This window comes from Levilactobacillus parabrevis, from assembly GCF_044051715.1.
Classification (GTDB): Bacteria; Bacillota; Bacilli; order Lactobacillales; family Lactobacillaceae; genus Levilactobacillus; species Levilactobacillus parabrevis.
The window spans coordinates 1,281,442-1,307,161 of the sequence record NZ_CP168688.1 but is presented as its reverse complement, the minus strand read 5'-3'; the positions used below and the strand labels follow the sequence as shown (position 1 = coordinate 1,307,161).

At 50.5% G+C, this 25,720-nt stretch carries 22 protein-coding genes; 4 read left to right on the top strand and 18 right to left on the bottom strand.

What is annotated here, in order from left to right:
- Positions 1-310 precede the first annotated feature (310 nt).
- The 10 genes from ACEPSU_RS06200 to rpsB form a co-directional block, all read right to left on the bottom strand.
- Complete coding sequence (locus tag ACEPSU_RS06200) at positions 311-4,654, bottom strand: PolC-type DNA polymerase III (protein ID WP_395323615.1); 4,344 nt, start codon at positions 4,652-4,654, stop codon at positions 311-313.
- Between the two features lie 740 nt (positions 4,655-5,394).
- Positions 5,395-7,107 (bottom strand): proline--tRNA ligase, encoded by a 1,713-nt coding sequence (locus ACEPSU_RS06195; protein WP_395323104.1) that lies wholly within the window; start codon positions 7,105-7,107, stop codon positions 5,395-5,397.
- 36 nt (positions 7,108-7,143) lie between these two features.
- A complete protein-coding gene (rseP, locus tag ACEPSU_RS06190; protein ID WP_395323103.1) occupies positions 7,144-8,421 on the bottom strand; it encodes an RIP metalloprotease RseP in 1,278 nt (425 codons plus the stop codon).
- Between the two features lie 99 nt (positions 8,422-8,520).
- Positions 8,521-9,309, bottom strand: a complete 789-nt coding sequence (locus ACEPSU_RS06185) for a phosphatidate cytidylyltransferase (protein WP_020088590.1) — start codon at positions 9,307-9,309, stop codon at positions 8,521-8,523.
- Positions 9,310-9,330: 21 nt separating this feature from the next.
- Positions 9,331-10,128: an isoprenyl transferase gene (locus tag ACEPSU_RS06180; RefSeq protein ID WP_395323102.1), complete on the bottom strand. Its 798-nt coding sequence runs from the start codon at positions 10,126-10,128 to the stop codon at positions 9,331-9,333.
- Between the two features lie 114 nt (positions 10,129-10,242).
- Positions 10,243-10,665 (bottom strand): hypothetical protein, encoded by a 423-nt coding sequence (locus tag ACEPSU_RS06175; protein WP_020088592.1) that lies wholly within the window; start codon positions 10,663-10,665, stop codon positions 10,243-10,245.
- Positions 10,666-10,691: 26 nt separating this feature from the next.
- Complete coding sequence (frr, locus tag ACEPSU_RS06170; RefSeq protein ID WP_020088593.1) at positions 10,692-11,249, bottom strand: ribosome recycling factor; 558 nt, start codon at positions 11,247-11,249, stop codon at positions 10,692-10,694.
- A gap of 2 nt (positions 11,250-11,251) precedes the next feature.
- The gene (pyrH, locus tag ACEPSU_RS06165; RefSeq protein WP_020088594.1) at positions 11,252-11,974 is read right to left on the bottom strand and encodes a UMP kinase; all 723 of its coding nucleotides are present in this window, start codon (positions 11,972-11,974) and stop codon (positions 11,252-11,254) included.
- A gap of 145 nt (positions 11,975-12,119) precedes the next feature.
- Positions 12,120-13,004: a translation elongation factor Ts gene (tsf, locus tag ACEPSU_RS06160; protein WP_020088595.1), complete on the bottom strand. Its 885-nt coding sequence runs from the start codon at positions 13,002-13,004 to the stop codon at positions 12,120-12,122.
- A gap of 145 nt (positions 13,005-13,149) precedes the next feature.
- Positions 13,150-13,953: a 30S ribosomal protein S2 gene (gene rpsB / locus ACEPSU_RS06155; RefSeq protein ID WP_020088596.1), complete on the bottom strand. Its 804-nt coding sequence runs from the start codon at positions 13,951-13,953 to the stop codon at positions 13,150-13,152.
- 1,126 nt (positions 13,954-15,079) lie between these two features.
- On the opposite strand from rpsB, the gene ACEPSU_RS06150 reads away from it, so the two are divergent.
- On the top strand, positions 15,080-15,802 hold the full coding sequence (locus ACEPSU_RS06150; RefSeq protein WP_020088598.1) for an HAD family hydrolase: 723 nt from the start codon (positions 15,080-15,082) through the stop codon (positions 15,800-15,802).
- 59 nt (positions 15,803-15,861) lie between these two features.
- Here the strand turns inward: ACEPSU_RS06150 and ACEPSU_RS06145 are convergent, their stop codons facing one another.
- The 3 genes from ACEPSU_RS06145 to ACEPSU_RS06135 form a co-directional block, all read right to left on the bottom strand.
- The gene (locus ACEPSU_RS06145) at positions 15,862-16,857 is read right to left on the bottom strand and encodes a D-2-hydroxyacid dehydrogenase (RefSeq protein ID WP_395323100.1); all 996 of its coding nucleotides are present in this window, start codon (positions 16,855-16,857) and stop codon (positions 15,862-15,864) included.
- Between the two features lie 89 nt (positions 16,858-16,946).
- Positions 16,947-17,246, bottom strand: coding sequence for a GIY-YIG nuclease family protein (locus ACEPSU_RS06140; protein ID WP_395361635.1), 300 nt, complete (start codon positions 17,244-17,246; stop codon positions 16,947-16,949).
- Positions 17,233-17,988: a tRNA1(Val) (adenine(37)-N6)-methyltransferase gene (locus ACEPSU_RS06135; RefSeq protein WP_395323098.1), complete on the bottom strand. Its 756-nt coding sequence runs from the start codon at positions 17,986-17,988 to the stop codon at positions 17,233-17,235. The genes ACEPSU_RS06140 and ACEPSU_RS06135 overlap by 14 nt, the downstream gene beginning before the upstream one ends.
- 102 nt (positions 17,989-18,090) lie before the next feature.
- Here ACEPSU_RS06135 and ACEPSU_RS06130 point away from each other — a divergent pair, with 102 nt between their 5' ends.
- The gene (locus ACEPSU_RS06130; RefSeq protein WP_020088602.1) at positions 18,091-18,738 is read left to right on the top strand and encodes a 1-acyl-sn-glycerol-3-phosphate acyltransferase; all 648 of its coding nucleotides are present in this window, start codon (positions 18,091-18,093) and stop codon (positions 18,736-18,738) included.
- 287 nt (positions 18,739-19,025) lie between these two features.
- Here ACEPSU_RS06130 and ACEPSU_RS06125 read toward each other — a convergent pair whose 3' ends face one another.
- The 4 genes from ACEPSU_RS06125 to ACEPSU_RS06110 all read right to left on the bottom strand — a co-directional run bounded on the left by ACEPSU_RS06125 (position 19,026) and on the right by ACEPSU_RS06110 (position 23,278).
- On the bottom strand, positions 19,026-20,816 hold the full coding sequence (locus ACEPSU_RS06125) for an ABC transporter ATP-binding protein (RefSeq protein WP_395323097.1): 1,791 nt from the start codon (positions 20,814-20,816) through the stop codon (positions 19,026-19,028).
- Positions 20,809-22,566 carry an ABC transporter ATP-binding protein gene (locus ACEPSU_RS06120; RefSeq protein WP_395323096.1) on the bottom strand — a complete coding sequence of 586 codons (1,758 nt, stop codon included), beginning with the start codon at positions 22,564-22,566 and terminating at the stop codon, positions 20,809-20,811. Before ACEPSU_RS06120 ends, ACEPSU_RS06125 begins: the two co-directional genes overlap by 8 nt.
- Before the next feature lie 134 nt (positions 22,567-22,700).
- Positions 22,701-22,928 carry a YneF family protein gene (locus ACEPSU_RS06115; RefSeq protein WP_020088605.1) on the bottom strand — a complete coding sequence of 76 codons (228 nt, stop codon included), beginning with the start codon at positions 22,926-22,928 and terminating at the stop codon, positions 22,701-22,703.
- A 98-nt stretch (positions 22,929-23,026) separates the two neighbouring features.
- Positions 23,027-23,278, bottom strand: a complete 252-nt coding sequence (locus ACEPSU_RS06110; RefSeq protein ID WP_020088606.1) for a DUF896 domain-containing protein — start codon at positions 23,276-23,278, stop codon at positions 23,027-23,029.
- A gap of 477 nt (positions 23,279-23,755) precedes the next feature.
- On the opposite strand from ACEPSU_RS06110, the gene lexA reads away from it, so the two are divergent.
- Positions 23,756-24,385 (top strand): transcriptional repressor LexA, encoded by a 630-nt coding sequence (lexA, locus tag ACEPSU_RS06105; protein WP_020088607.1) that lies wholly within the window; start codon positions 23,756-23,758, stop codon positions 24,383-24,385.
- A gap of 73 nt (positions 24,386-24,458) precedes the next feature.
- On the opposite strand, the gene ACEPSU_RS06100 is transcribed toward lexA, so the two are convergent.
- Entirely contained in the window at positions 24,459-24,899 is a 441-nt protein-coding gene (locus tag ACEPSU_RS06100) for a nucleoside 2-deoxyribosyltransferase (protein ID WP_020088608.1), read from the bottom strand.
- A gap of 218 nt (positions 24,900-25,117) precedes the next feature.
- Between ACEPSU_RS06100 and ACEPSU_RS06095 the strand changes: the two genes are divergently transcribed.
- A complete protein-coding gene (locus ACEPSU_RS06095; RefSeq protein ID WP_395323095.1) occupies positions 25,118-25,699 on the top strand; it encodes a hypothetical protein in 582 nt (193 codons plus the stop codon).
- Positions 25,700-25,720 lie beyond the last annotated feature (21 nt).

Below are 25,720 nucleotides of genomic sequence, written 5' to 3'. Positions count from 1 at the left end.
CTATCCAATTTAACCGGCCCGGAAGCATTATCTCAGTGCCAACTTGTAGTCCAACTACACATGAGACTTGATGTCATTGCAATTGTGTGGGGTGACACCATGTAAGCCGTGAGGGCGGTGTAAATCAACCCAGCTGTGGGAATTCTCTTGGCGGCTATGCCGCTTAGAGAATTGGTGCCTTTGAAACTCGGCTCTCAGAGGTTCAAAGGCAAGTCCAGAGACCGCTTCTCGGCTCTGGACGCCCGCCCTCAGCGTTCCAGTTGATTTACACCGCCCGGTAAGGCGCACCTCGCGCTCCAACAATTGCGACTTACATCATGTCGTCGAATAAGCTGAGTTGGTTCTCGTCTGGTAACCCAGCAAGCACACCGTTTTCCGTCATGAAGTCGATCAAGGTCTTCGAGACTTTCCCCCGTTTAGCGAGGTCTTCCTTGGAAATGAATGGCCGGTCGTTTCGAGCCGCCACAATCTGCTTGGCTACGTTCAACCCCAGTCCGGGAGCCGCCTTGAATGGCGCAATCAGCGTATTACCGTCGATGATCCACTCCGCAGCATCAGACTTTTCGAGGTCAATCATCTTGAATTCGTAGCCCCGTTCCAACATTTCGTTGGCGAGTTCGAGCACCGTCAGGAGGTTCTTATCCTTGGTAGAAGCGTCCATCCCCTGGTCGTTGATGGCCTTCATGGCCGCCTTAACCGCGGATTTCCCCTGTGACATAGCTACGACATCGAAGTCATCAGCCCGCACGGAGAAGTACGCTGCATAGTAGATAATTGGGAAGTAGACCTTGAAGTAGGCCACCCGCAATGCCATTAGCACGTAGGCAGCGGCATGGGCCCGTGGGAACATGTACTTGATCTTCAGACACGAGTCAATGTACCAGTCGGGACAGTCCGTTGCCTTCATCTTTTCCTGCCATTCGTCCGGGATTCCCCGGCCCTTCCGCACGTGTTCCATGACCTGGAAGGACGTTTCGGAATCGAGACCGAAGTTGATCAAGTCGGTCATGATGTTATCACGACACCCAATCACGTTGGCGATGGTGGCGGTTCCGGCCTTAATCAACTCTTCGGCGTTCCCCAACCACACATCGGTCCCGTGAGACAGGCCGGAAATCTGGAGTAGTTGCGAGTAGTTCTTCGGGTGCGTTTCTTCCAGCATCCCCCGGACAAAGCGCGTCCCGAATTCGGGCACACCCAGCGTCCCCGTCTTGGACTGAATCTGTTCCGGCGTAACGCCCAGTGAATCCGTCCCGGAGAACAGTGCCATGACGCCCGGATCATCCATTGGAATGGTCTGCGGGTCGACCCCGGACAAATCTTGTAGCGTCCGGATCATGGTTGGATCATCATGTCCCAGAATATCAATCTTTAAAATATTATCGTGAATCGAATGGAAATCAAAGTGGGTCGTTTGCCAAGCGGCGTTTTGGTCATCGGCTGGGTACTGGATCGGCGTAAAGTCGTAAATATCCATGTAATCCGGCACAACAATAATCCCAGCCGGATGTTGTCCGGTGGTCCGTTTGACCCCAGTCGCGCCCTTAGCCAAGCGATCGATTTCGGCACCTCTAAAGGTCTGTTCCGTGTCCCGTTCGTAGGCCTTCACGTAACCGTAAGCCGTCTTGTCGGCAACCGTCCCAATCGTTCCGGCCCGATACACGTTTTTCTCGCCGAACAACACCTTAGTGTAGTTATGGGCGATTGGTTGGTAGTCCCCGGAGAAGTTCAAATCAATATCGGGAACCTTGTTTCCCTTGAACCCTAAGAAGGTTTCGAACGGAATGTTATGACCGTCACCGATCATCAACGTGCCACACTTCGGGCAGTTCTTTTCCGGTAAATCGTAACCGGAACTGTATTCACCCTTAGTGTAGAACTTGGAATACTGACAGTTCGGACACCGATAATGCGGCGGCAACGGATTCACTTCGGTAATTCCGGTGAACGTTGCGACCACACTGGACCCAACGGACCCCCGGGACCCAACTAAGTAGCCGTCCTTGTTGGACTTGGCTACCAGTCGTTGGGCAATCAGGTAGATCACGGAGAACCCGTTCCCAATGATCGACTTCAACTCCCGGTCAACTCGGTGTTGCACCAATTCCGGTAGTGGGTTACCGTACCACGCGTGCGCAGTGTCCATGGTCCGTTGGCGAATTTCGTCCTCGGCCCCTTCCATCCGCGGCGTGTACAGCTTGTCCTTTAACGGGTGAACCTCATCAACGTCGTTCGCAATCTTCTGCGTATTGGTGACCACGATTTCCTTGGCCGTATCTTCGCCCAGATAGGCGAAATCGTCCAGCATCTCGTTGGTCGTCATGAAGTGCGCATCGGGTAACTCCTGACGGTTGAGTGGGTTGGCCCCACCTTGTGAGTGAATCAAAATTTTGCGGTAAATATAGTCCTCGGGGTTCAGGTAGTGCACATCCCCGGTAGCGACGACCGGCTTGTTTAAATCATGACCGAGTTGAACCATATTGCCCACGATCTCTTCCAAATTGGACTCGTCGGCAATCAGCCCCGAGTCAATCAACGGCTGGTAGGCCGCCTTAGGCTGAACTTCGAGATAGTCGTAGTACTTGGCCTTCGCCGCAGCTTCGACCTGACCCTTTTGCATCATCGCGGTGAAGACTTCACCGGATGAACAGGCCGATCCAACGATAATTCCCTCCCGATAGTGGTCGAGCACACTCCGGGGCACCCGTGGTACCCGATAGAAATAATCCACGTTGGAAGCCGAGACCAATTTGAACATGTTTTTCAAGCCGGCCTGCGTCTTCGCAATCAGAATGGCATGGCTCGGCCGCGCGTGTTTATACGCATCGTTATCGGTCATATGGTCATTGAGTTGGTCGTGATACTGAATGTCATAGCGGTCCTCAGCGTCCTTTAAGAACAGATAATTCAAGTGACCCGTGGACTCGGCATCGTAGACGGCCCGGTGATGGTGCTCCAGGCTGACGTGGAACCGCTTAGCCAACGTATTCAACCGGTAGCTCTTCAACGTTGGGTACAGGAAGCGCGCCAACGTCAAGGTATCGATGATTGGATTGCTGATTTCTGACATCCCGTGACGCTTGTAGCCGGTGTTCATGAACCCCACATCGAAGGTCACGTTATGCCCAACGATAATCGCATCGCCACAGAATTCGCGGAAGAGCTTGAAGACTTCTTCCTCGGACTTGGACCCCGCCACCATATCATCGGTGATACTGGTCAAATTCGTCGTCTGTTCGGACAACGGGAATCCGGGATCGATGAACTCTTCAAACTGTGCAATGACGTTCTTGTGCTCCATCTTAACGGCGGATAGTTCGATCACCTTGTCGTAGATGGCAGACAGTCCAGTGGTTTCCACGTCAAATACAACGTACGTGGCGCCATCTAGTGGCACGTGAGCGCTGTTGTAACCGATCGGCACCCCGTCGTCCACGAGGTTTGCTTCGACCCCGTAGAGCATCTTGATACCCGCCTTGGCTCCCGCGTTAAATGCCGCTGGGAACCCCTGAAGGTCAGAGTGATCCGTAATGGCTAGTGCGGGCATCCCCCACTTTTTTGCCTGATTGACGTAATCTCCGATTGGGTTGGTTGCGTCCATCTGACTCATCGTGGTGTGCAAATGCAGCTCGACCCGCTTTTGGTCGGCTGGTGCCGTGTCTTGCCGACTAGCGTGCTTGACCTCGTTAATGTCGTAGGCGTTCAGAGCCAGGTCACGCATGAAGCTATCCTCTTGGACGCTCCCACGGACCTTAACCCAGCTACCTTCTTCAACCCCGGCAAATTGGGCCTCGTCTTCGGCACCGCGCGAGAACTTCTTCACGACGATGGAAGATGTGTAGTCGGTGATCTTAATCGTCAACAGTTGCCGACCGGAACGTAACTTCCGAACTTCCTTGTCGAAAATGTACCCTTCAACAATGACCGATCGCTCTTCTTGGGTGATATCGACCATTCGCATCGTCGGTTGATCGCCCTTAATGGCTTTCCCAATCTGGGTCGGACCGCTGGCGGCTTGAACGTCACCATTACTTTGACTGGCACGTTTTTGGTTGGCCTTTTCAATCGCCACAGCCGCCTGTTGGGCTAACTGAGCGTCGGTCTTTTCCTGTCGTGCTTTGAATTCGTCGATCTTGGCTTGTGACTTGGATTCATCGACCATCACGTGGATGTTAAATTTCGGAAAACCGGCCTGGCGGTAGGTATCCTCAATGGGACCCAACGCCTGATTGGCCAAGAAGTTCTTCACAACTTCATTTTGAGCGTATAACAGGACCCGGCCATCCGGATCGAGCTGGGGCACTTGAGATTGACAGAGTTCCTGAACCAGATTACTGGTCAAGCCACTGTTCTTCACGACCCATTCCCAATAATCACCCACTAGGCGGTTAGTCAATTCGGGCTGATCAACCTCGATGCTAGCCTCCACCGTCGCAATCTCCCGAAATGCAATCTGAAGGTGATTGTGAAATTCCACAAAGGCTGTCAGGGGTAAAATACTAGGCATTTTAAGGAAAAAGTGCCAGCGCCGTGACTGTTCGTGAACGGTCAACCGGTCGATCGTGGCCGTTTGGTAGTACGGCTGGTCGGCCGCACCGGACAAATCTAGTTGTTGTAATAATTTTTCAAATAATGCATGGCGATCTTCGTCCACAAGCGAACTCCTTTCACACTGTCTGAATCTCTTCTTACTTCTACTTCTTCATTGGTTACTGATGGTTAAAAATTGTCGCCTGCGGCTGCCAGGGATTCTGCCGCTGTGGGGACCGCCTGCAGCCAAAGATCGGGCTTCCGGCTCGGTTTGAAACCTCGCCAAGTTCAGCCGAGTTTCCAAACGCGTCCCGCGCTGTAAGCCCGGGAAAACACAACCGCCCGGGCTAACACCGCCGTCACAGCCGGCGCCATCCCTGGCCTCCTCCGGCTAGGCTTGCTCTTAACCATGACATTAATCCAATGAACATTCATTCTATCATCTGAAACAGCAATCAAAAATTTTGATTAATTTGAAAACACGGGACCCAATTCGCTAGCCAAAATTCAACTCAATTTGAGTCCGACACTAGTCACCAGTAAAGTATCAGCCAGCTGCTGGTCTTGACCCGACCACTAGTAGCCTAAAACAACGACCAGTCTTAGCCGAAGGCTGTCAGAAGCGTAGCCGGCCGTGCCGATGGCGTTAGGACGGGCGCTTGTTTCTCCCCGTTCTTACGCCATGGGACGAGCTTGGAAACTCGCGGCTTTCAGCGAGGTTTCAAGTCGAGGTGAAATACCGCTTCTCAGGATTTCACCGGTCCCCACAGCAGGCGGAGCTCCTGACAGCCACAGGCGAACATGCCCGCGTTGTTTTAAGCTAAAAGACTAAAAAGACCAGCTGCTAGCTGGTCTTTCGGTAAGCTAGTCGATGTCTTTAAAGAGAATTTCCACAGTACTTGCGACTTCATCCTTAATAACTTCGACCGTTTCACCAGTCTTTCTGATCTTGATCTCAACGATGCCTTCGCCGGCCTTCTTACCAATGGTGATGCGGACCGGAATCCCCATCAAATCGGAATCAGCAAACTTCACACCGGGACGTTCCTTCCGGTCATCAGTCAGCACCCGGTAACCCTTGGCCGTTAACTGTTCTTCCAGTTCAGTGGTCAGGTTGGCTTGGTCTTCCTTCTTCAGGTTGACGGGAACCAAGTGAATATCAAATGGTGCGATGTTCCGTGGCCAAACCAGACCATTTTCATCAGCTTGTTGTTCAGCAATCGCGGACAGCAAACGACTCACACCAATACCGTAAGATCCCATGACAACGGGCTTTTGACGGCCACCTTCGTCCAGAACAGTTGCGCCCAAAGCATCGGAGTAACGCGTCCCCAACTTGAAAATGTGGCCAATTTCGATACCCTTGGTGAACTTCAGCACGCCGGCACCATCTGGCGACAAATCACCAGGTTGGACTTCACGGAAATCGGCATAGTCGTCGACCCGGAAATCACGGCCTGCATTAGCGTTGATGTAATGGTGACCATCTTCATCGGCACCCACGGTCACGTTGACCATGTCACCCACGTATTGGTCGGCCAAGATTTTAACATCTTCACCCACACCAACGGGACCCAGAGAACCAAAGTTGGCGCCCAGGAACTGCTTAGCTTGGTCTGGCGTTGCGGGGTCTAAGAAGTCCGCATTCAAGTAGTTCTTCAGCTTTGTTTCGTTGACTGCGTGATCACCACGAACCAGCACCATTACGGGTTGCTCCTTGTTGGCCACGTAGAGCATACTCTTGATCAACGTTGTGGGCTTCACGTCTAAGAACTTGGCGACTTCATCAATCGTTTTGGCCCCCGGCGTCGCTACTTTTTCCATTTCTTCTGGTTGAGCGTGGGACTTCTTACTGATGAAGAGGCTCCGTGCCATTTCCAGGTTAGCAGCATAGTCGGATGAATCAGAGTAAACAATCGTGTCCTCACCCACTGGCGCAATGGCGGAGAATTCCTTGGAATCCTTCCCACCCATGGCACCACCGTCACCAACGATGGCCCGGTAGTTCAAGCCCACGCGATCAAAGATGTTTTCGTAGGCGTGTTCCATTTGTGAGTAAATGCGATCGAGATCTTCATCGTTGATGGTAAAGGAATAACCATCCTCCATGATAAATTCACGACCACGTAATAACCCGTAACGCGGACGATCTTCATCCCGGTACTTCGGTTGGATTTGGTACATCACCAAAGGCAACCGCTTGTAGGACTTAACCGCATCGCGAACCAGCATCGTAAACGTTTCTTCGTGGGTTGGTCCCAGAATAAAGTCACTGTCATGCCGGTTCTTCAGCTTGAATAAGTTAGGCCCGTACGTTTCGTAACGGCCGGATTCTTCCCACAGTGAGGCAGGCAAGATGGCTGGCATCAAGGTTTCAACCGCGTCAATCTTTTCCATTTCCTCACGGATAATCTTTTCGATATTTTCTAAGACCCGGTAGGCCAGTGGCAAGTAAGCGTAAACGCCCGCCGTCACTTGGCGAATGTAGCCGGCCCGCAACATCATTTGATGGCTCAGGGCCTCAGCGTCATTCGGCACCTCTTTCAAAGTTGGAATGAGTAATTTCGATTGTTTCATAGTCAAATATTCCCTTCTCGTTACATCCCTATTTTGCTAGTGAATAAAGTAGCGTTCGATATCGTTCCAGGTCACCAGTAACATCAGAATCACCAGGAAGCCGACACCGACCAGCGTGATCCCCGCTTCCACGTTTTCGGAAAGGGGCTTGCGCCGGATAGCTTCAATAAAGTTCAATAATATTTTACCACCATCTAAGGCAGGAATTGGTATTAAATTGACAATTGCCAAGTTGATCGACAAGAAAGCCAGGAAGTTCAACACGCCGACCAGGCCAAATTTAGTGGCTTGAGAGGTCGTTGCAAAGATCGCAACTGGCCCACCCAAATCGTTCAGACTAAAGTGACCGGAGACCATACTCCAGAGCGCCCCAAAGAGCGCCTTGGTCATCGTCCAGGTCTGTGTGAACCCGGAAGCCAAAATGGCCCCGATATGCTTGTTCTGTGCCTGGGTAATCCCAATCATCCCAACCGTTTTACCGTTGGACTGCTCGCCCTTTGGTGTCAACGTCAGCGTTTTCTGCGTGCTACCGCGTTGAATGACAACCTTGGTGGCCTTGTTGGCCCGCGGTTGAATGGCCGTACTCAATGATGTCCAGTCCTTGGTCTGCTTGCCATTCACGGACAGGATCTTGTCATTGTTCTGGATACCAGCCTTCTTGGCGATGGACACCGGTGAACTTGCCACTTGGATTTGGTTGGTCCCCATGGCGACCCCGCCTTGCACAAACGACATCAGCATGAACGTCACGATAGCCAAGATGATGTTGTTCATCGGCCCGGCGAAGTTGGTCATGAGGCGCCGACCTAACGAAGCTGCTTGGAATTGCACATCCTTAGGCGCAATCTGCAGCTCGGTACCATCGGTCTCAATAATGGTCGCATTGTGCGCGACCGGGTAACGCTTGACCTCAGACTCATCACCATTTTCATAACCCTCGATCCAGAGCTCATCCTCCAGATCAGAGCCGGTGATTTCGACTGGAATCCCGTTAAACAACGTCGACTTTTTGCTAGCATTGATCCGTTCGACCTGATCATCCTTGCCTAAGTACAGGCTGACCGGTGTCCCGGGCTTAATTTCATCTTCGTCGTCCTCGGCACCCGCCATGCGGACGTACCCCCCGACGGGTAATAGACGGACAGTATAGGTCGTCCCATCCTTCCCGCGCCGGTAAAACAACTTGGGACCCATCCCAATAGAAAATTCTCGGACCAAGATCCCACCACGTTTGGCAAAGTAAAAATGCCCAAATTCGTGAACGATGACCAGAATCCCAAAGACGATAATAAAGGTAATAATCGTTGTAATCACAGCTGTCGTCCCTTCTAATGTTCGACGCAATCCTACGTTTTTTTAACTGCTGTATAGCATACCTTAACCACCCCAAGGGGCGCAAGCGAACAGCAAAACTTAAATCAGGCCAAACAAATGAATGACTGGCAGAACTAACAGTAAGCTATCAAACCGGTCCAGAATACCGCCATGACCGGGGAGAATCTTTCCGGAATCCTTAACGCCGTAGTACCGTTTGAGGGCAGATTCCACCAAGTCACCGAACTGACCAACGACGGAGAAAATCAGCGTCAAGATGATCATGACAACCAGACTGTAGTGGCCAATTGGGAAGAAGTACCAGAAGACACTCCCGACAATCGTGGCTACCAACGAGCCACCAATCGATCCTTCCCAGGTTTTATTGGGACTGATATGCGGTGCCAGCTTGTGCTTCCCTAATTTCCGACCGATCATGTAGGCGCCGGAGTCCGTGGTCCACACGATGAACAGCGCGTACAGTAACGCCACGAGACTAACGGCCCGGGCTGCGATGAAGAAGTGAAAACCGATCCCGATGTACAGCATACTCAGGGTAATCATCCCGGCATCGTCAAATGAGAAACGGTTCTTGGAAACCACCGTCCGTAACAATAAGAGCAGGACAAACAAATAAACGATGTACCAAGGATCTAGGAAATGGGGCAGATCTGCCCACCAGCCTTGTGGTGCAATGACCAATAAGATTCCGATACCCGAAATAAAGGCCTCCGGACTCACTAACAATTTTTTCCGCATAATTAAGACTTCTGACAAGGCCACAAGACCCAGTGCAAAGGCAGCAATGTCGACCCAGATACCCCCTTCAACGATGATGGGGATAAAAATAATCAGGGCAACGACCGCCGTTATAACCCGTTGTTTCATATTACAAACTCCTCAATGTTCTCAATTTTTAGTCGTATCAGTCGCGGGGTTAAGCCCGCCAAAGCGCCGATGACGCTGCTGATACGTGTAAATAGCTTGTTCTAGCGTTGCTTGACCGAAGTCCGGCCAATGTTCTTGCATGAAGACAAACTCGCTGTAGGCGACCTGCCAGAGCATGAAATTCGACAACCGCTCTTCACCACTGGTCCGAATCAACAGATCGGGATCGGCTAACTCGGCCAAGTCTCCGGTCATCAACTGCTGCCCGAGCATATCCGCCGTAATGTCCGTGGGCGCCAACTGGCCGGCCTGTACTTGTGCTGCCAGTTGCTGCGTTGCCGTGACCAGTTCAGCCCGACCACCATAGTTCAACGCGAAGTTCAGCACCATACCGGTACAGTCGGCCGTATCCGCAATCGCATCGCGAACTGCTTTTTGGGTCGCCGCTGGCAACTGATCCGTGTAACCCATGACCTTCACCCGAATATTGTTCTTCACCAAATCGGGAACGAATGTGCCAAAGAAATCGACCGGTAACTTCATGAGATAGTTGACTTCAGTAGATGGCCGCTTCCAATTCTCCGTGGAGAAGGCATACAGCGTGAGCACCTTGACACCCAAATGGCTGGCTGCCTTGGCAACCGTCTTCACCGTATTCATCCCCTGCTTATGGCCGGCAATCCGGGGTAAATGTCGCTGCTGCGCCCACCGTCCGTTACCATCCATGATAATGGCGATGTGGGCCGGAATATTTTGTTCGTCCAACTGGCGCTCCGTGACCTCGCCCGTGGCTTGATCTTTATTTAAAAATGAAAACACTGCGCACCTCCGTTGATTCTAGGTTCATCTCTACAACCTCTCATCATAACAAAAAAAGAGCCGGGAAACTATCCCGGCCCCCAAATTGAGCAAATCTTTAGCTTTTGACCGGAATTACTCGATTAACCGCCATTCACCGCGCTTAGCGTCAACCAACGTCCCGAAGTAGCTCAAGAGATTGTTGGCATCGTCAGCACTGGTTTGGCCCAAGAGGTTCAAGCCTTCCCCAGTTGGCAGTGGATCTGAAAGATCAGTAATTTCGTTACCATTAGTAATGGTAGCCTTAGAGAACGCTACGATCCAGTCGTCTCCAATTAATTGCGTAACGACAAAGAATAAGTTGAAATCGTCACTAACGTATGCAGGTTGAGCATAAACGCCATCCTGAATCTGTTCCAATTCGGCCCCGTTGTAGTTCAACACGGAAATATTTTCAGCGTTAACTGGGTTGTTCAGACGGAAAACCATCTTCCCAAATTCCTCAGTACCGGGGGTAATTTCAACGTTATCTTGGTTATTTTGGTTATCTTCTGCCATTTTTAAACGCTCCTTACTCAGTTGGATTAGTCCGTTAAGACTTCTTTTTCCTTGTCAGCCGCAATTGCGTCAACACCCTTGATAGCCTTATCCGTTGCTTTTTGGACTTGGTCCTCCAAGTTGTGTAAGTCATCGTCGGTGTAATCGCCGTTCTTGTGGCCCTTCTTAACGCTGTCCATAGCATCGCGCCGGACATTCCGGACAGCGACCTTGCCCTGTTCAGCGGTAGCCTTAACTTGCTTGGCAATTTCCTTACGCCGTTCTTCGGTCAGTTGTGGAATCACTAACCGCAGTGCAGTCCCGTCGTTAGCTGGCGTGATCCCCACGTCAGATTCCAAGATACCCTTTTCGATATCTTCGAGGGCGGACTTGTCGTAAGGTGTCACCATGAGTACCCGTGGTTCCGGAATGGTGATAGATGCCACTTGGTTCAATGGCGTTTGGGCACCATAGTAATCCACAGTGACCCGGTTCAAAATGCTAGCATTGGCACGGCCGGCACGAATCGTCCCGAGTTCCCGCTTCAAAGCTTCTTCGGCTTTTTTCATCCGACTCTGTGCATCTGTAATAATCTGATCTGCCATATCTATTTTCCCCTAACTGTAGTCCCGATATTCTCGCCTTCAACAACCTTGCGAATGTTACCACTCTCATTGAGGTTGAACACGACAAACGGGATATCATTATCCATCGAAAGCGAACTAGCCGTCGTATCCATGACGTGCAGGCCCTTGTTGATGATGTCCAATTGCGTTAATTGGTCAAACTTAACGGCATCCGGATCCTTGTTAGGATCGGCGGAGTAGATTCCATCGACCCCGTTCTTAGCCATTAAGATGGCATCAGCGTTGATTTCCGCCGCCCGTAAAGCAGCCGTCGTATCCGTTGAGAAGTACGGACTTCCCGTACCCCCAGCAAAGATGACAACGCGTTCCTTCTCCAAGTGCCGGATGGCCTTACGCCGAATGTACGGCTCGGCGATCTGCCGCATCTCAATAGAAGTCTGAACCCGCGTTGGTACGCCAATCGACTCTAGGTTGTCTTGTAAGGCTAACGCGTTCATGATGGTCGCCAGCATGCCGATGTAGTCGGCTTGGGCGCGTTCCATGCCCATTTGCTCACCAGAGACACCACGCCACATGTTACCGCCACCAACCACAATAGCGATTTGAATGCCCAAGTTATAGACACTCTTAACCTCTTCCGCTACGGTTTTAATCACAGGCGGATTAATCCCAAAACCCTTGTCGCCGGCCAAAGCCTCGCCACTCAGTTTCAGCATAATCCGTTTATACTTTACGTCCGCCATTGTGTTTCCTCCTATTGTATTCTGACAATAATTCTATCATATTCCCCGGGCTAGTGATAGTCAGGGGTTACGAATTACCACATTTCGCTAAAAATATATGAAAAAAGCGTAGCCTCCAACCGGAATCTACGCTTCTTTACTGAAATTAGCCGTTGATTTGGTCGTTAACTTCCTTGGCCAAGTCACTCTTAGGCTTTTCGATACCTTCGCCAACTTCGTAACGTACAAAGTTAACTAACTTGCCACCCTTGCTGGCAACAAATTGGCTGACAGTTTGGTCGCCATCCTTAACGAATGGTTGGTCAGCTAAGCTGATTTCGGATAAGAACTTGTGCAGACGGCCTTCGACCATCTTTTCAACGATCTTTTCAGGCTTGCCTTCGTTCAAGGCTTCTTGCTTCAAGACTTCACGTTCGTGAGCCAAACGGTCAGCTGGAATGTCGTCCTTAGAAACGAATTCTGGGTTGATCGCAGCAACGTGCATCGCAACGTCCTTGGCAGTGGCTTCGTCAGCACCTTCCAAGACAACTACGGCAGCGATTTGGCCACCTTGGTGTAAGTATGAACCGAATACTTGGCCGTCAGTCTTCTTCACAACAGCGAAACGACGTAACTGAACGTTTTCGCTAGTGATTTGCGTCGTCTTAACGATAGCGTCATTTAACGTGTCGCCATCAGTCGTCTTCAATGCTAATGCAGCATCCAAGTCAGCTGGTTGTTGTGCAGCAATCGTGTCGGCAACCGTGTCAACCAAAGCGTTGAACGTGTCGTTAGTGGCCACGAAGTCAGTTTCAGAGTTAACTTCGATGATGGCAGCAGTGTTCCCACTAACCTTCACCCGAGCTAAACCGTTAGCAGCAACATTGCCGCTCTTCTTCTTTGCCTTAGCGATACCCTTTTCACGCAGGAAATCGATGGCTTTGTCCATGTCACCTTCGGAAGCAACGAGGGCCTTCTTAGCATCCATCATCCCAACTTGGGTCTTGTCCCGTAATTCTTTAACTTGTGCTGCAGTGATTTTGCTTGCCATGTGTAATGGCCTCCTTTTGAATTCATCTAATTCCGCAAAAAAGACTGACTCAATCTCAGGCCATTATCGGTCCTAAACATTAAGCCAGCCTAAGGTGCTTTAAATCTTATATTTGGAAAGTGTCAGAGTGACACCTTGCATTTAATTACTTGTTGTCGCCTTCAACGGCGTTAACGATGTCTTCCATCGAGTTGTCAGAAGCAGGCTTGTCGCCCTTCTTGTCAGCTGACTTCTTACCTTCGAACGTCTTTTCGTTGACTTGGTCTTCACCTTGACGGCCTTCAACGATAGCGTCAGCCATCTTAGAAGTGATCAGACGAACGGCACGGATAGCGTCATCGTTAGATGGGATAACCACGTCAATTTCGTCTGGGTCAGTGTTCGTATCAACCATAGCAACAATCGGAATGTTCAACTTTTGTGCTTCATGAACAGCGATTTGTTCCTTGCGAGGGTCAACGATGAACATAACGTCAGGGAGCTTAGGCATATCTTCGATACCGCCTAAGAACCGTTCCAACTTGTCTTGAGACTTCTTAAGTAAGGAAACTTCCTTCTTAGGAAGAACATCGAAAGTACCGTCAGTAGCCATCTTCTTCAAATCTTTAAGACGCTTGATCCGAGTTTGGATGGTTTCCCAGTTGGTCAAAGTCCCACCTAACCAACGGTGGTTAACGTAGTATTGACCAGCACGGGTAGCTTCTTCTTCGATAGAATCTTGAGCTTGCTTCTTAGTCCCAACAAACAGAACAACGGCGCCCTTAGCAGCTTCGTCCTTCATGTAGTTGTAAGCAGCGTCAATCAACTTCACCGTCTTTTGTAAGTCGATGATGTAGATACCGTTACGTTCCGTAAAGATGTATTGCTTCATCTTAGGGTTCCAACGACGGGTTTGGTGACCAAAGTGGACACCGGCTTCGAGCAGTTGTTTCATTGAAATAACAGCCATGATAAAATGCCTCCAAATAGTTTTTGATTTCCTCCCCCACGATCAATTGACTAGAGAACTCGCAAGCGAGCACCCCTCCGGTCATCACGCGAGGTGTGAATTGGCGCATACGCACCGAAAGTAATTATACAAAACTACTGGCGCTAACACAAGCAAAAGTTAACAATTCCTGCGATTAATCCCTCGATGGGCTGAACTGATGGAAGCAGCGCCTTACCGGGAAAGGCAAATCGGCCGGGACGCGGTGGGCGGACGCCTAAAGCCAAAAATCGGTCTTTAGGCTTGGGGCTAAGCCTCTGAGAACCAAGTCTTAGCCCCACCACTTATCTAAGCGGCAAGCCGCTAAGGTAAGTCCCACGGCTGAGCCGATTTGCCTCTCCCTCACGGCTGACATCAGTCTAACCCACGCTATCCACTCTGCTATGTACAGTTGTGAGTCCACATAAGCGTCACAGTTTTTGAATATCATTTCCCCATACCCCCTGAATAAGGCCTGGTGGAATTTAATCGGTTTGTAAGTTCGTCGTAAGAACAAAACTCTTACTGAAAATGGAAAGCTCAGTGCGACCAGAAATACTTGGTAACCGGAGGCCGCCAGGGGTGGCACCAGCCGTGACAATGGCGTTAGTACGGGTGGGTCTCCCCCCGTTCTTACAGCATGGGACGATCTTGGAAACTCGCCGATTTTTGCGAGGTTTCAAGTCGAGGTAAAAGACCGCCCTATGGCTTTTACCGGTCCCCACAGCGGCAGAACCCCTAGCGGCCGCAGGTGGACAACAAGCCTTAAATACTTGCTTTCCCCAAATGTAGCCATGCCTCAACTGGATCCCACCCAAGTCTCGGATTCATCCCCGTCAGCCGTGAGGTGAGGCAAAATAGGCCTAGCCGTGGGAATTGCCTAAGTGGCGCACCTTGCCGCTTAGGCAATTGGTGACCTTGAAATTCGTTTCTCAGAGGTTCAAGGTCAAGCCTGGAGACCGCCTTGTGGCTCCAGGCGTCCGCCCACCGCGTCACGGTCTATTTTACCTACCCGGCAAGGCGCCTGCAGAGAACAATCTCAGGCCTTACATTGCTTTTATTTCCAGTTATGGTAAACTGCTTAGGCATAACTGAGGAGGAAACGAATATGATTAAAGCGGTCGTCTTCGATGTCGATGACACGCTCTATGATCAAAAAGCGCCCTTCGAGGCCGCCCTTGCGCCGATTTTAAATCTGCCGCAAGATTTTGATCTTAATGTGACCTTCCAGACTTACCGCCAGCAAAGTGACCAGGCTTACGCTCAGGTTGCTGATGGTCGGTGGTCGCAACAGGAAATGGCCGTTAAGCGGCTCAACACCGCGCTTTTAGCCCAGCAGTTGCCCGCGGTCGATGTCCAGTCAGCGCTTGATTTTCAACGCGCCTATACCACTGGACTTCGCCAAATCGAGTTGTTCCCCGGACTGGAAACCGCCCTCGATCAACTCAGCGAGCAGTACCAATTGGGCATTATTACGAATGGCAATACGGACGCTCAGCTTGCCAAAGTCATGCAGCTCCAGATGCACCGATGGTTGACTAGGGACGCCATCATCACCTCGGAGGAAGCTGGCTTAGCCAAGCCTGATCCCCAGATCTTCACGTTGATGAACCGCAAGCTTAACCTGCGGGCGAGTGAAGTTGCCTACGTTGGCGATAATTATAGCATGGACGTCAAAGCCGCCAAACAGGCCGGCTGGCACGCCTTCTGGTTTAATCATCGTAACTTAGAGATTCCAGACGGACAGTGGATCCCGGACCAAACGGTGACGGATTCGTTCGAGTTACAGGACTTGCTCCTGGCGCTCACAGCTGCCTGTTCGGAAGCCTAAACGTTTCCATTATAAAAGCGTCGCGCAAATTGCGTGACGCTTTTTTCGTCCAGCTAAGCTTAGAAAGCAACCTCGTTTTCAGCCTTGCCAGTTTCAATCAATTGTTTGTTATTGTTCAATGCAAATTGGACCATGTTCTTAACGGCCGTCCGGGTGTAGAACGCGATGTGCGGACTAACCAGAACATTCTCACGTTTCAGCAAGTTCTTCAGCCGTTCGTCTGGAATGGCGTCAAAGCTACCGAAGTCAGCGTTGAAAATACCAACTTCATCTTCGTAAACGTCCAACGCCGCCCCAGCAACTTTACCGCTATCTAGAGCCCGAATCAGCGCATCCGTATCAATCAGCGCGCCCCGAGCCGGGTTCAAGATCCACACACCATCCTTCATCTTACCGAAGCTTTCGTCATTCAGCATGTGATTGTTGTCCTTAGTAGCTGGTGCGTGCAGAGAGATCACGTCGGCTTGGGCGTACAATTCGTCCAAGGTGTCCACGTAGATGCCCTGCTTTTCCAACTCTGGATTGTGGAAGACATCGTAAGCAATGACCTTTGCGCCAAAACCTTGGTAGATCTTCATAGCTGCCCGACCGATCCGGCCAGTCGCCACAACTCCCACCGTCATTGAATTGAGCTCATCGGCAATGTCCGGTGCCCAACGCAGGTCACCGTGGGCTTGCTTCCGCGCAAACGTTGGTGCCCGCCGTAATAACTGCATCAGTTGTGATACCGTAAATTCAGCGATGGCTTCCGGCGAATATGCCGGAACGTTGGTTACCTTGAAGCCGTTGCGTTTAACCGCATCAGCATCAACGTTGTCGACCCCAACATTTCGCAGAGATAAGTTCGTAATACCATCGGCAGCTAATCGGTCTAAGACCGCCGCTGTGTAAGGCTTTTGTTGGTAAACCACTGCCCCGTCATAACCCTTGGCTAAATCAACCGTTGATTCGTCTAGTAATTCACTCACGGCTTTAACTTCGATACCCTGGTCCTGGGACCATTCTTCTAAGTAAGGTCGTTCATCGTCACGGATGCCATAAGCAATAATTTTCACAGTAAGTTCCTCCTTCGCTTGTCTGAAAAATAACATCTACTACCCGCCACAAGTGTACCATAGTCCTTACCATTAAAGGGGGAATACGCCTACTTTTCGACGGAAATCCCCTGCGCCTTTAAGAACGCTAGCTTCCGTTGGCGGGACTGGTGTTTGAAGGCCCACTCAGCGTGGAGCGCATCGTGCTTGTTATCGAAGGACTGACTAAATAACACCTTCAGTGGTCGGTGGACCTTTGTATACTTAGCACCCTTACCGGCAACGTGGGTGGCAAAGCGCTTGGCAACGTCAGTGGTGAATCCGCCGTAAAGAGAGTTGTCCGCACAGAGCAAGACGTAAAAGTAATATTTTTTTGCCGGTTCTTCGCTTGTTTTCTTAGTCGGTTCCATAGAGTAACGCCTTCACTTCTGGAGAATATTCGCCATGTCCGTCATACACGATCAGGGGGTCTAAGAAGCGTAATCCCCCTGGCTTACCGTCCTTGATGGCTTCGACCAAGACCATGTTAGCTTCCTTACCCGGCTTGGGATGGACCAGGCGAATCCGTTTCGGTGCCAACCGGTTGGCCGTCATCAGGTCTAAGAGCTGAAGCAAGCGGTCTGGTCGGTGGACGAAATAGGCTTTACCATTCATTTTCAACAGACCACTGGTCGTCTGGACCACCGTGGCGAGTGTCGTCGTGATCTCATGCCGTGCGATTGCTAGATAGTGATTGGGGTTCTTCTGACTATCTGGCAGATCCTCAAAGTACGGTGGATTGCAGGTCACCACGTCCACCGAATCCTTAGGAATCCACTGATTGACCTGGGCCAAGTCGCCCTCGTAAACGGTGACTCGTTCCGTAAGGTCGTTCAACGCCACGCTGCGCCGGGCCATATCCGCCAGCCGCGGCTGAATCTCGACTTCGGCAATCTTGCCCCTGGTCTTACTGCTCATGAAGAGTCCCACGGCCCCGTTACCGGCACACAAGTCCACGGTCTGACTGGACTGACGCGCTGGGAGCTTGGCAAAGTCGGCTAGAAGGACTGCATCCAACGAAAAGGCGAAGACCTCTGGGCTCTGGATAATTTGAATATCTTGGCTATAAAGCTGGTCGATTCGTTCACCGGCCTGTAATTCTGGCGTGGTCATGACCGCCACCTTCTTTCATTTTTGGTTAAGATTACTTGCAACCCCGGCAGTTTTTTTGCATACTAGATTCATTGAAGATTCGCTGCGAGAGGAGCACGACTCATGTTTTATTCGTTTCTGCGGAATGTCATCCGCGTTATCTTATTCATCGTAAATGGAAAAGCTAAATATCTCAACCGTGAAAAATTGCCAGATGGCCCCTATGTCCTAGTGGGCCCCCACCGGACCTGGTTTGATCCCGTCTACTTTGCGCTGGCCGCCAGTCCCCGGAAGTTTAGTTTCATGGCCAAGGAAGAGTTGTTCCAAAACTCCATTTTCCGATGGCTGCTCTACCATGTCAATGGTTTTTCGGTAAATCGTGACCATCCGGGCCCCTCGGCGATCAAAACGCCAGTCCGAATTCTACGGAAAGGTGACCTATCTTTGATCATGTTTCCTTCAGGTTCCCGCCATTCGCAGGAACTCAAGGGGGGCGCGGCCGTCATTGCTAAGATGGCAAAAGTGCCACTCGTGCCCGCTGTCTATCAGGGTCCCCTGACCTTCAAGCGACTGTTCTCCAGAAAGCGCGTGACGGTAGCCTTTGGCGATCCAATCACCATCGACCGCAAGTTGAAACTGGATGAAGCCGGTCAAGCTGACATCGAGCAACAGATGCAGGCCGCCTTCAACGCACTGGACAAGCAGATCAATCCGAACTTCGAGTACGTGGATGTTTCTGGTGAAAAGGAAAAAGAAGACCACCAAGATTAAATTGAAAGCCATCATGACTAGGACGTTGCTAGTCATGATGGCTTTTTGCTACCGTTGCTTAAGCAATGGATCAACCCAAACCACGTACTTTAGATTCAATCCGAAACTAATTGGCCATTAAAACGAATCTTTGGCCCATTGCTCTAAATCATGAGACAAATTCCGGGAAAATTACATTAGTACTAAGTGAGGGGCTCTATTCAACCAGCTGCTTTCGAACAGTCTAAAAAAGGCAGCCAACTCAGAATCGAATTGGCTGCCAATAGTGACGATTAAATTGACGACAACTAGTTGACGTGCGCCGCGTTCTGCAGCTGAATCATGTCGTAATAGTAACCGTGTTGTTGCATCAATGAATCGTTAGTTCCACGTTCCACAATCTTACCGCGGTTCAACACCAGAATCAGATCGGCATTTTGAATCGTCGACAACCGGTGGGCAATCGCAATCGTCGTCCGGTTTTCCTGAATCCGGGAGAGTCCCGTCTGAATCATGGTTTCCGTTTCGGTATCCACGTTAGCCGTGGCTTCATCCAAGATCAGAATCTTAGGGTCGGTCACCACCGTGCGGGCAAACGTAATCAGTTGCCGCTGTCCAGCAGAGTATTCCGTTCCCCGCTCCAGGACTGGCGTTGCGTAGCCTTCTGGCAACTGATCGATGAACTCGTCAGCCTGCACAAAGTGGGCCGCACGTTGCACTTGATCGTCCGAAATATCCGGATTGAACATCCGAATGTTGGTCTGAATATCCCCGTAAAACAGCTGTGGTTCCTGGAGCACTAACCCCATCTTTGTCCGCAACTCTTCGGCGGGATACTCGCGAATGTCACGGTCATCGATTAGGACCTGACCAGACTGGAATTCGTAGAAGCGCATCAACACGTTAATCGTTGACGTTTTCCCTGATCCGGTTTGGCCAACCAACGCTACCGTCTGGCCGGGCTCAACGACGAACGACACGTCTCGCAGGACGGGATGCTCTTCGTCGTAAGCAAAGGTCACGTGGCGAAATTCAACCTTACCACGGGTGATCTTTGCGTCCGCTATGGGATGTTGTGCAGGCGCTAACGTTTGATCATCGACCACGCGCAGGACCCGTGAACCAGCCACCATTCCGTTTTGAAAGTCGCTCAGGCTGTCCATCATGTTACTCATTGGACTGTAAAAGTTATTCAGGTATGTGATAAACGCGTAAATAACCCCGGCAGCAACGACTTCGTGCAGACCTCGCATCCCAAACATTCCCAACACAATTACGGTACCCAACGCATAGAACAGATTAATGATGGGACTCAACAGTAAGGAGTTCGTCCGAATCATGGCCTTACGGGTATCGTAGTATGCCTGGTTAGTCGTTTCAAAGTTAGCTGCGGTTCGCCGTTCTTGCCGGAATTCCTGAATGACACTGATCCCGGTAATGGCCTCGGCCAGCTTGGTATTCAATTCACTCAGTCGTTCCCGCATCCGCCGGTACACCTTGGAGCTATAACGCTGGTAATACCAGATTGTCACACCCAGGAATGGTACCAACACTAGCGTCCACAGCGCTACCGTCACATCGGTGAAGTACATCGCCGCAAAGGACGAAATAACCGCAAAGATAGCTAAGATCAGCGTGTTGAGCAACGCCCAGAAGTTGGAGAACGTCATGGTGTCGTTCATCAGCCGCGAGAGGATCGAGCCCCCCGGCGTCTGGTCGAAGTAGCGCATCCCCTTTTGATGGAGTTGACTAAAGAGCTTGCGGCGGACATTTTCCAGCATGTACTCCGCACCCATGGTACTGGTATAGTTCTGCCAGAACTGCATGAGCGCCCGTGTCACCATGCCGAAGAAGTAAAGCCCAGCGAACATCCACATAATCGCGATTGTCGCGTTACTGGTCCGCAGATAGCGGTCCATGTACGTCTGCAACAGCCATGGGAGGAAAACGTTGATCCCACTGATGACCGCCGACAGGACAATCGACCCAATGAAGAACCACTTATACGGTGCCGCAAACTTCAGCAGGCGTTTGATGACCGTCCACTGTTCCTTGGTCGTCATGCTATGGGCCCATGCCGATTCGTGCTTATCAGTCATCACTAACGCCTCCCTTCACTTGCGTCTCTAATTGTTGTTGATCAAACATCCGTTGGTACCACCCGCGAGCCGCCATTAATTGCGCGTGCGTGCCGCGCTCGACGACCTCACCGTGATCGAGCACCAAGATTTCATCGGCCCCCATTACGGAGCTCAACCGGTGCGCGGAAATGATGGTCGTCTTGTTGGCCCGTTCGGCCTTCAGGTTCGCCAAAATTTCGGCCTCGGTCTCAGCATCGACGGCCGACAAGGCATCATCCAAGATCAGCAGCTCCGGATTGATCAGAAGGGCGCGCGCAATGGCCATCCGTTGCCGTTGCCCACCAGATAAGGAGATTCCTTCCTCACCCACTTGGGTATCGTAGCCCTCAGGCAACTGCGCAATCTGACCCGACAAGTCGCTCTTAGCTGCGGCCGCTTCGACCTCTGCTTGAGTCGCTTCTGGTCGGGCAAAGCGAATGTTTTCGAAAATATTTGAGGAGAAGAGGAAACTCTCCTGAGGGACGTAGCCGATAGCGGGTAAGTAACTATCCAGCGCATAATCCTTGATGGGATGGCCGCCGAATTGAATCTCACCATCGTAGGCGTCAAACTCCCGCAGAATCAATTTCATAATCGTTGATTTACCAGCGCCGACCCGTCCCACGATTCCAAGGGTCTTACCCGCCTGCAAGTCAAAGTCAATCCGCTGGAGACTGGCTCCGGCATCATCGGGATAGTCAAAACGATTGACGTGGTAACTCAACGTCCCGGTTGGGCGCGTCTTCAAACCGTTGACTCGGTCAATAATGTGGGTCTTCTGGTTCAACAGTTCCATGACCCGGTCATAACTGGCGTTCCCCCGTTCCATGGTATTGAACAGCATCCCCACGGCGAACATCGGCCAGACCATCATCGCTAAATAGCTGATAAAGGAGACCAAGTTCCCAATGGTGATGACGTTGTGGGTCACAAACAAGCCGCCGAGCACGATGGTCGCCACGTAGGATAATGAGATCACCAACGTAATTGCCGGATCAAACAACGAGTCTAACCGGTTCACGCGCCGGTTGATCTTAATCGTCCGCGCAACCTGGCTATCGAAATCGGCCACGTCGGCATCTTCTTGTCCTAAGGCCTTAATGACCTTGATACCGCTAATACTTTCCTGAGCCTTGTTGTTCAGACGTGAGAAAGCCGCCTGTGACGCCCCAAAGGCCCGGTGAATCCGTTGCCCGAGGAACCACGAGATGACGGCAAGAAAGGGAAATGGAATGATGGCAATCAAAGTAAGCCGCCAATCGATCAACGCCATCATGGCGATCAGGGTCGTGCCCCCAGTAATGATGGCATCGGCGAACTGGAGAATCCCCCCACCAGCCACCCGTTGTACGGCTTCCAAGTCATTGGTCGCGTGGGCCATTAGATCCCCCGTCCGGTAATGTTGGTAGAATTCGCGATCCATCACCATAAAGTGACTGAACAGCCGATTCCGTAAAAGTTGTTCCAGGTGAGCAGCGCCCCCCCAGATGGCGTTACGCCACATATAGCGCGTGGCGTACTGCCCCAAGGCAGCTAGGGTAACCAAACCCAAATCGATGGCTAAGAGCCGCCCGGTCATGGTCTGCCCGTGAATGCCGTCAACCATGTTCCCAATGATTCGCGGCGGAATAATAGCAATGATGGCCGTTAGAATCAAGCCAATGATGCCGACTAGATACGTTCGCCATTCTAGACGAAAGTACCAAGCCAATTTACGAAAGATACTCACGAACGTCCCTCCTTTAAGATTAAAATATGATTAAATTGTAACAGACTTTCCAATTTTACAGAAATTAAATAAAAATGCAAACAAAAAAACTCGCCTCCATGGAAACTGGAAGCGAGTCGTCAGTAAAACCCGATCTACTTTTTGTTGTGTGATTGTTGTTGCATCGCATTCATCATTTGATGTAACTTCCGTTGAGATGGTTTTTGTCCCATTTGCAACATCATAGCACGCAGTTGATCTTCGTTAATTGGCGGATTGTCTTTCAGGTAGTTTTCCATGTACTTCCGGGCACCGAAGAAGCCTCCAGCAGCACAGCCAAGGCCGACAACGATGACGATAATGATCCAGATCCAAGTTGACAAGGTATTCCCCTCCTTTATAAAGTCATTCAGTTTACAATTTTACACAAACTTAACGCAAAATAAAAGAGCGAATCCATTAAAAAGACTCGCTCTCGCAATTAATTGTCCCGCAAACCCTTTTCACGTTGGATATTACGGACCTTTTCTGGCGTAACTTCCTTACCGCTTTTATCGTAAACCTGCATCATTTCGACCTGACTCTTAAAGCTGGCCCGGAATAACTTCAGGTACTTCTTCCGTAAGGTTGCCCGTTCCGCCGTTTCAGCAGGGGTGAGGCCTTCACTTGTTTTGGCCTTGTGGGCCAGTTCGTTGATGCGAACTAATAAGGTGTCCATCGTTTCTTCAGCCATGAACAATCCTCCTTTAAGTTTATTTTTGAATTTGGGTCATTACGCAGCCGCGATTTCAACATCGACCGGCCGCTTGATTCCCACGTCACATTCCAAATGAAACTTTGACGATCATTGCCGTCGCCATTTCAAGACAAGCCCTATCATATCAGGGTTAATTTCAAATTTCAATTATCCGGCCGCAAACAACACGATTTTAGCGAATCACTCGCGCCTTTAGGCGAAAAAAAGATGTCGTCCAAAATAATCAACCTCCGCCAGCACCTCTGTTCGCCGCAACACTAGCGATAACTAATTGGCTGGTAATCCCGCAACAGCAACGTTTGTCGATTGACTATCTGCATAATCTCGCCAACCCATAGCGTCACAAATATATTAATGCCTGAATTTACCCGAACATCTGTTTGAAAACGCCGGAAACCTATGCTACACTATGGTTAAACTATACTACGAATGACGAACGAGGTGGCAGAAAAAATGAGTAAAGCTTCTGAAAGTAAACAGTTAGCCGTCCTACGCTTCATTTGGGAACGGGTCAACGAAAAAGGGTATCCGCCGACTGTCCGTGAGATTGGCGAAGCCGTCTCTCTCTCCTCAACCTCTACGGTGCACGGCCACATCGCCCGCCTAGAAAAGAAGGGCCTGTTGACGAAGGACCCGACAAAACCACGGGCCTTAGAAGTTACCCCCGCCGGATTAGAAGAACTGGGTGTTCACGAACAACAGACCCGAATTCCCGTTTTGGGTACGGTCACGGCCGGAGAACCCATCCTGGCCGTTCAGGAAGCGACCGACTACTTCCCAGTTCCCCCAGAATTCGAACGCGACGATGATCAACTCTTCATGTTGACCATTCGCGGCGAGAGTATGATCAACATTGGCATTCTCAATGGCGATCAGGTCATTGTCCGCCGGCAGCAAAATGCCGATAATGGTGATATCGTGATTGCCATGACGGAAGAAAATGAAGCCACGTGCAAGCGTTTCTTCAAGGAAGCCGATCACTTCCGGCTACAACCAGAAAATGATACCATGGCGCCAATCATCCTCAATAACGTTAGCATCTTAGGTAAAGTTGTTGGCCTGTTCCGCGATGACGTCCACTAACTTTAGACTTAAAACGGCTCCCCGTCACTGACGAGAAAGCCGTTTTTATTTGTTCAACTTATTTAAGTGTGCTTTAGATCACTTTACCGTGGTAATGACTTTCAGGTAAGGTCGAAAAGTCGTAGGCCGCCAGAGCTTCAGCTTCCTGAACGTAAGCGTGCAGGCCCTCAGCAATCATCAGGTTCAACGTGGTATCCTTCTCGTGAAGAATCACTACCGGCTTCTTGCTGTGAAAGGCGTAGCCAATTTCGAATGCCGTTCCAGAATCCACCTGGTCATCAACAAAGTCGACCATACCAACCACAACGTCGGCTTGATCAATCTGGCTCACGTCCATTTGGAATGTTTGTGTTGCCCATTCAGGTGTCCCCATTGTTAATCCAGGAATCTCGCTCTTCCGGGGGCTGAAGAAGTTTGTTACGCGGGGGTTAGCGGCTAAGGCCTGTTCCACCCGTTCAATCCGTGAAATCTGCTCATCATCAAAGAATGGTCCTGCTAAATAAACGTTGGTCACACTAATCTCCTCATTTCTATCTTATGTGTTTTATATTATACCGGAAAGGTTAACTATTAGCGACTACATTTTGATTAATATTCGGTTATAAAATGTTGTGGGTCCCTAATTTAATTAATTTGTTAATATTATTCGAGTTTAACGGTTCCAGGTAACCCCTTTCACGATATAATTGTTTCATGCTATACTGAAAGCAACAGAAATTGGGGGGATTCATCATGATTCTTGGATTTGCCATTATGGGCGGTCTAATCACAATAATTGCGGCGTTTTCACTCGCCACGGCAATTCAACACGGTGACTCAAAGGTTGGCTCGATTATCCTAATGACGCTGGCCCTCTTGGGAACCGTCTTCGCCATTTGGAAGTTGCCCTACTGGTCTCAGGACAACGCACCGGCGACTCACACGGCTAAGCAGAGTCAGATCAGTTCACAGTCGGGCAAAGCCTTCTCAGCCAGTTCAAGTGGTGTGACTCAGGCCGACAACGAACAAAGTGTTAAGCAACAGTTGGCAAAGGCCCTGACAAAGTTGGGGGACGTCACCTTTGATAAGTCCAGCAAGACCTACACACTGACGGTCACCAACAGTGATCTGAAGCAGACGATTGCGGCGCTGAATAAGAAGCCGAGCTTGGCCAAGCAAGCTAAGTGGCCCCGCTTCGTCACGAACTTCACTAAGACTAGTGGCTCGCTGGAAAAATCGCTGGGTAAGGGCTATACCTTGCAGATCAGAGTGGGTAAGCAATCTCCTGTCCTGGTATTTAAGGACGGTTACGTCGTTAAAAATCAATTTGAATAAACCAAACGCTCCGCATCTTAA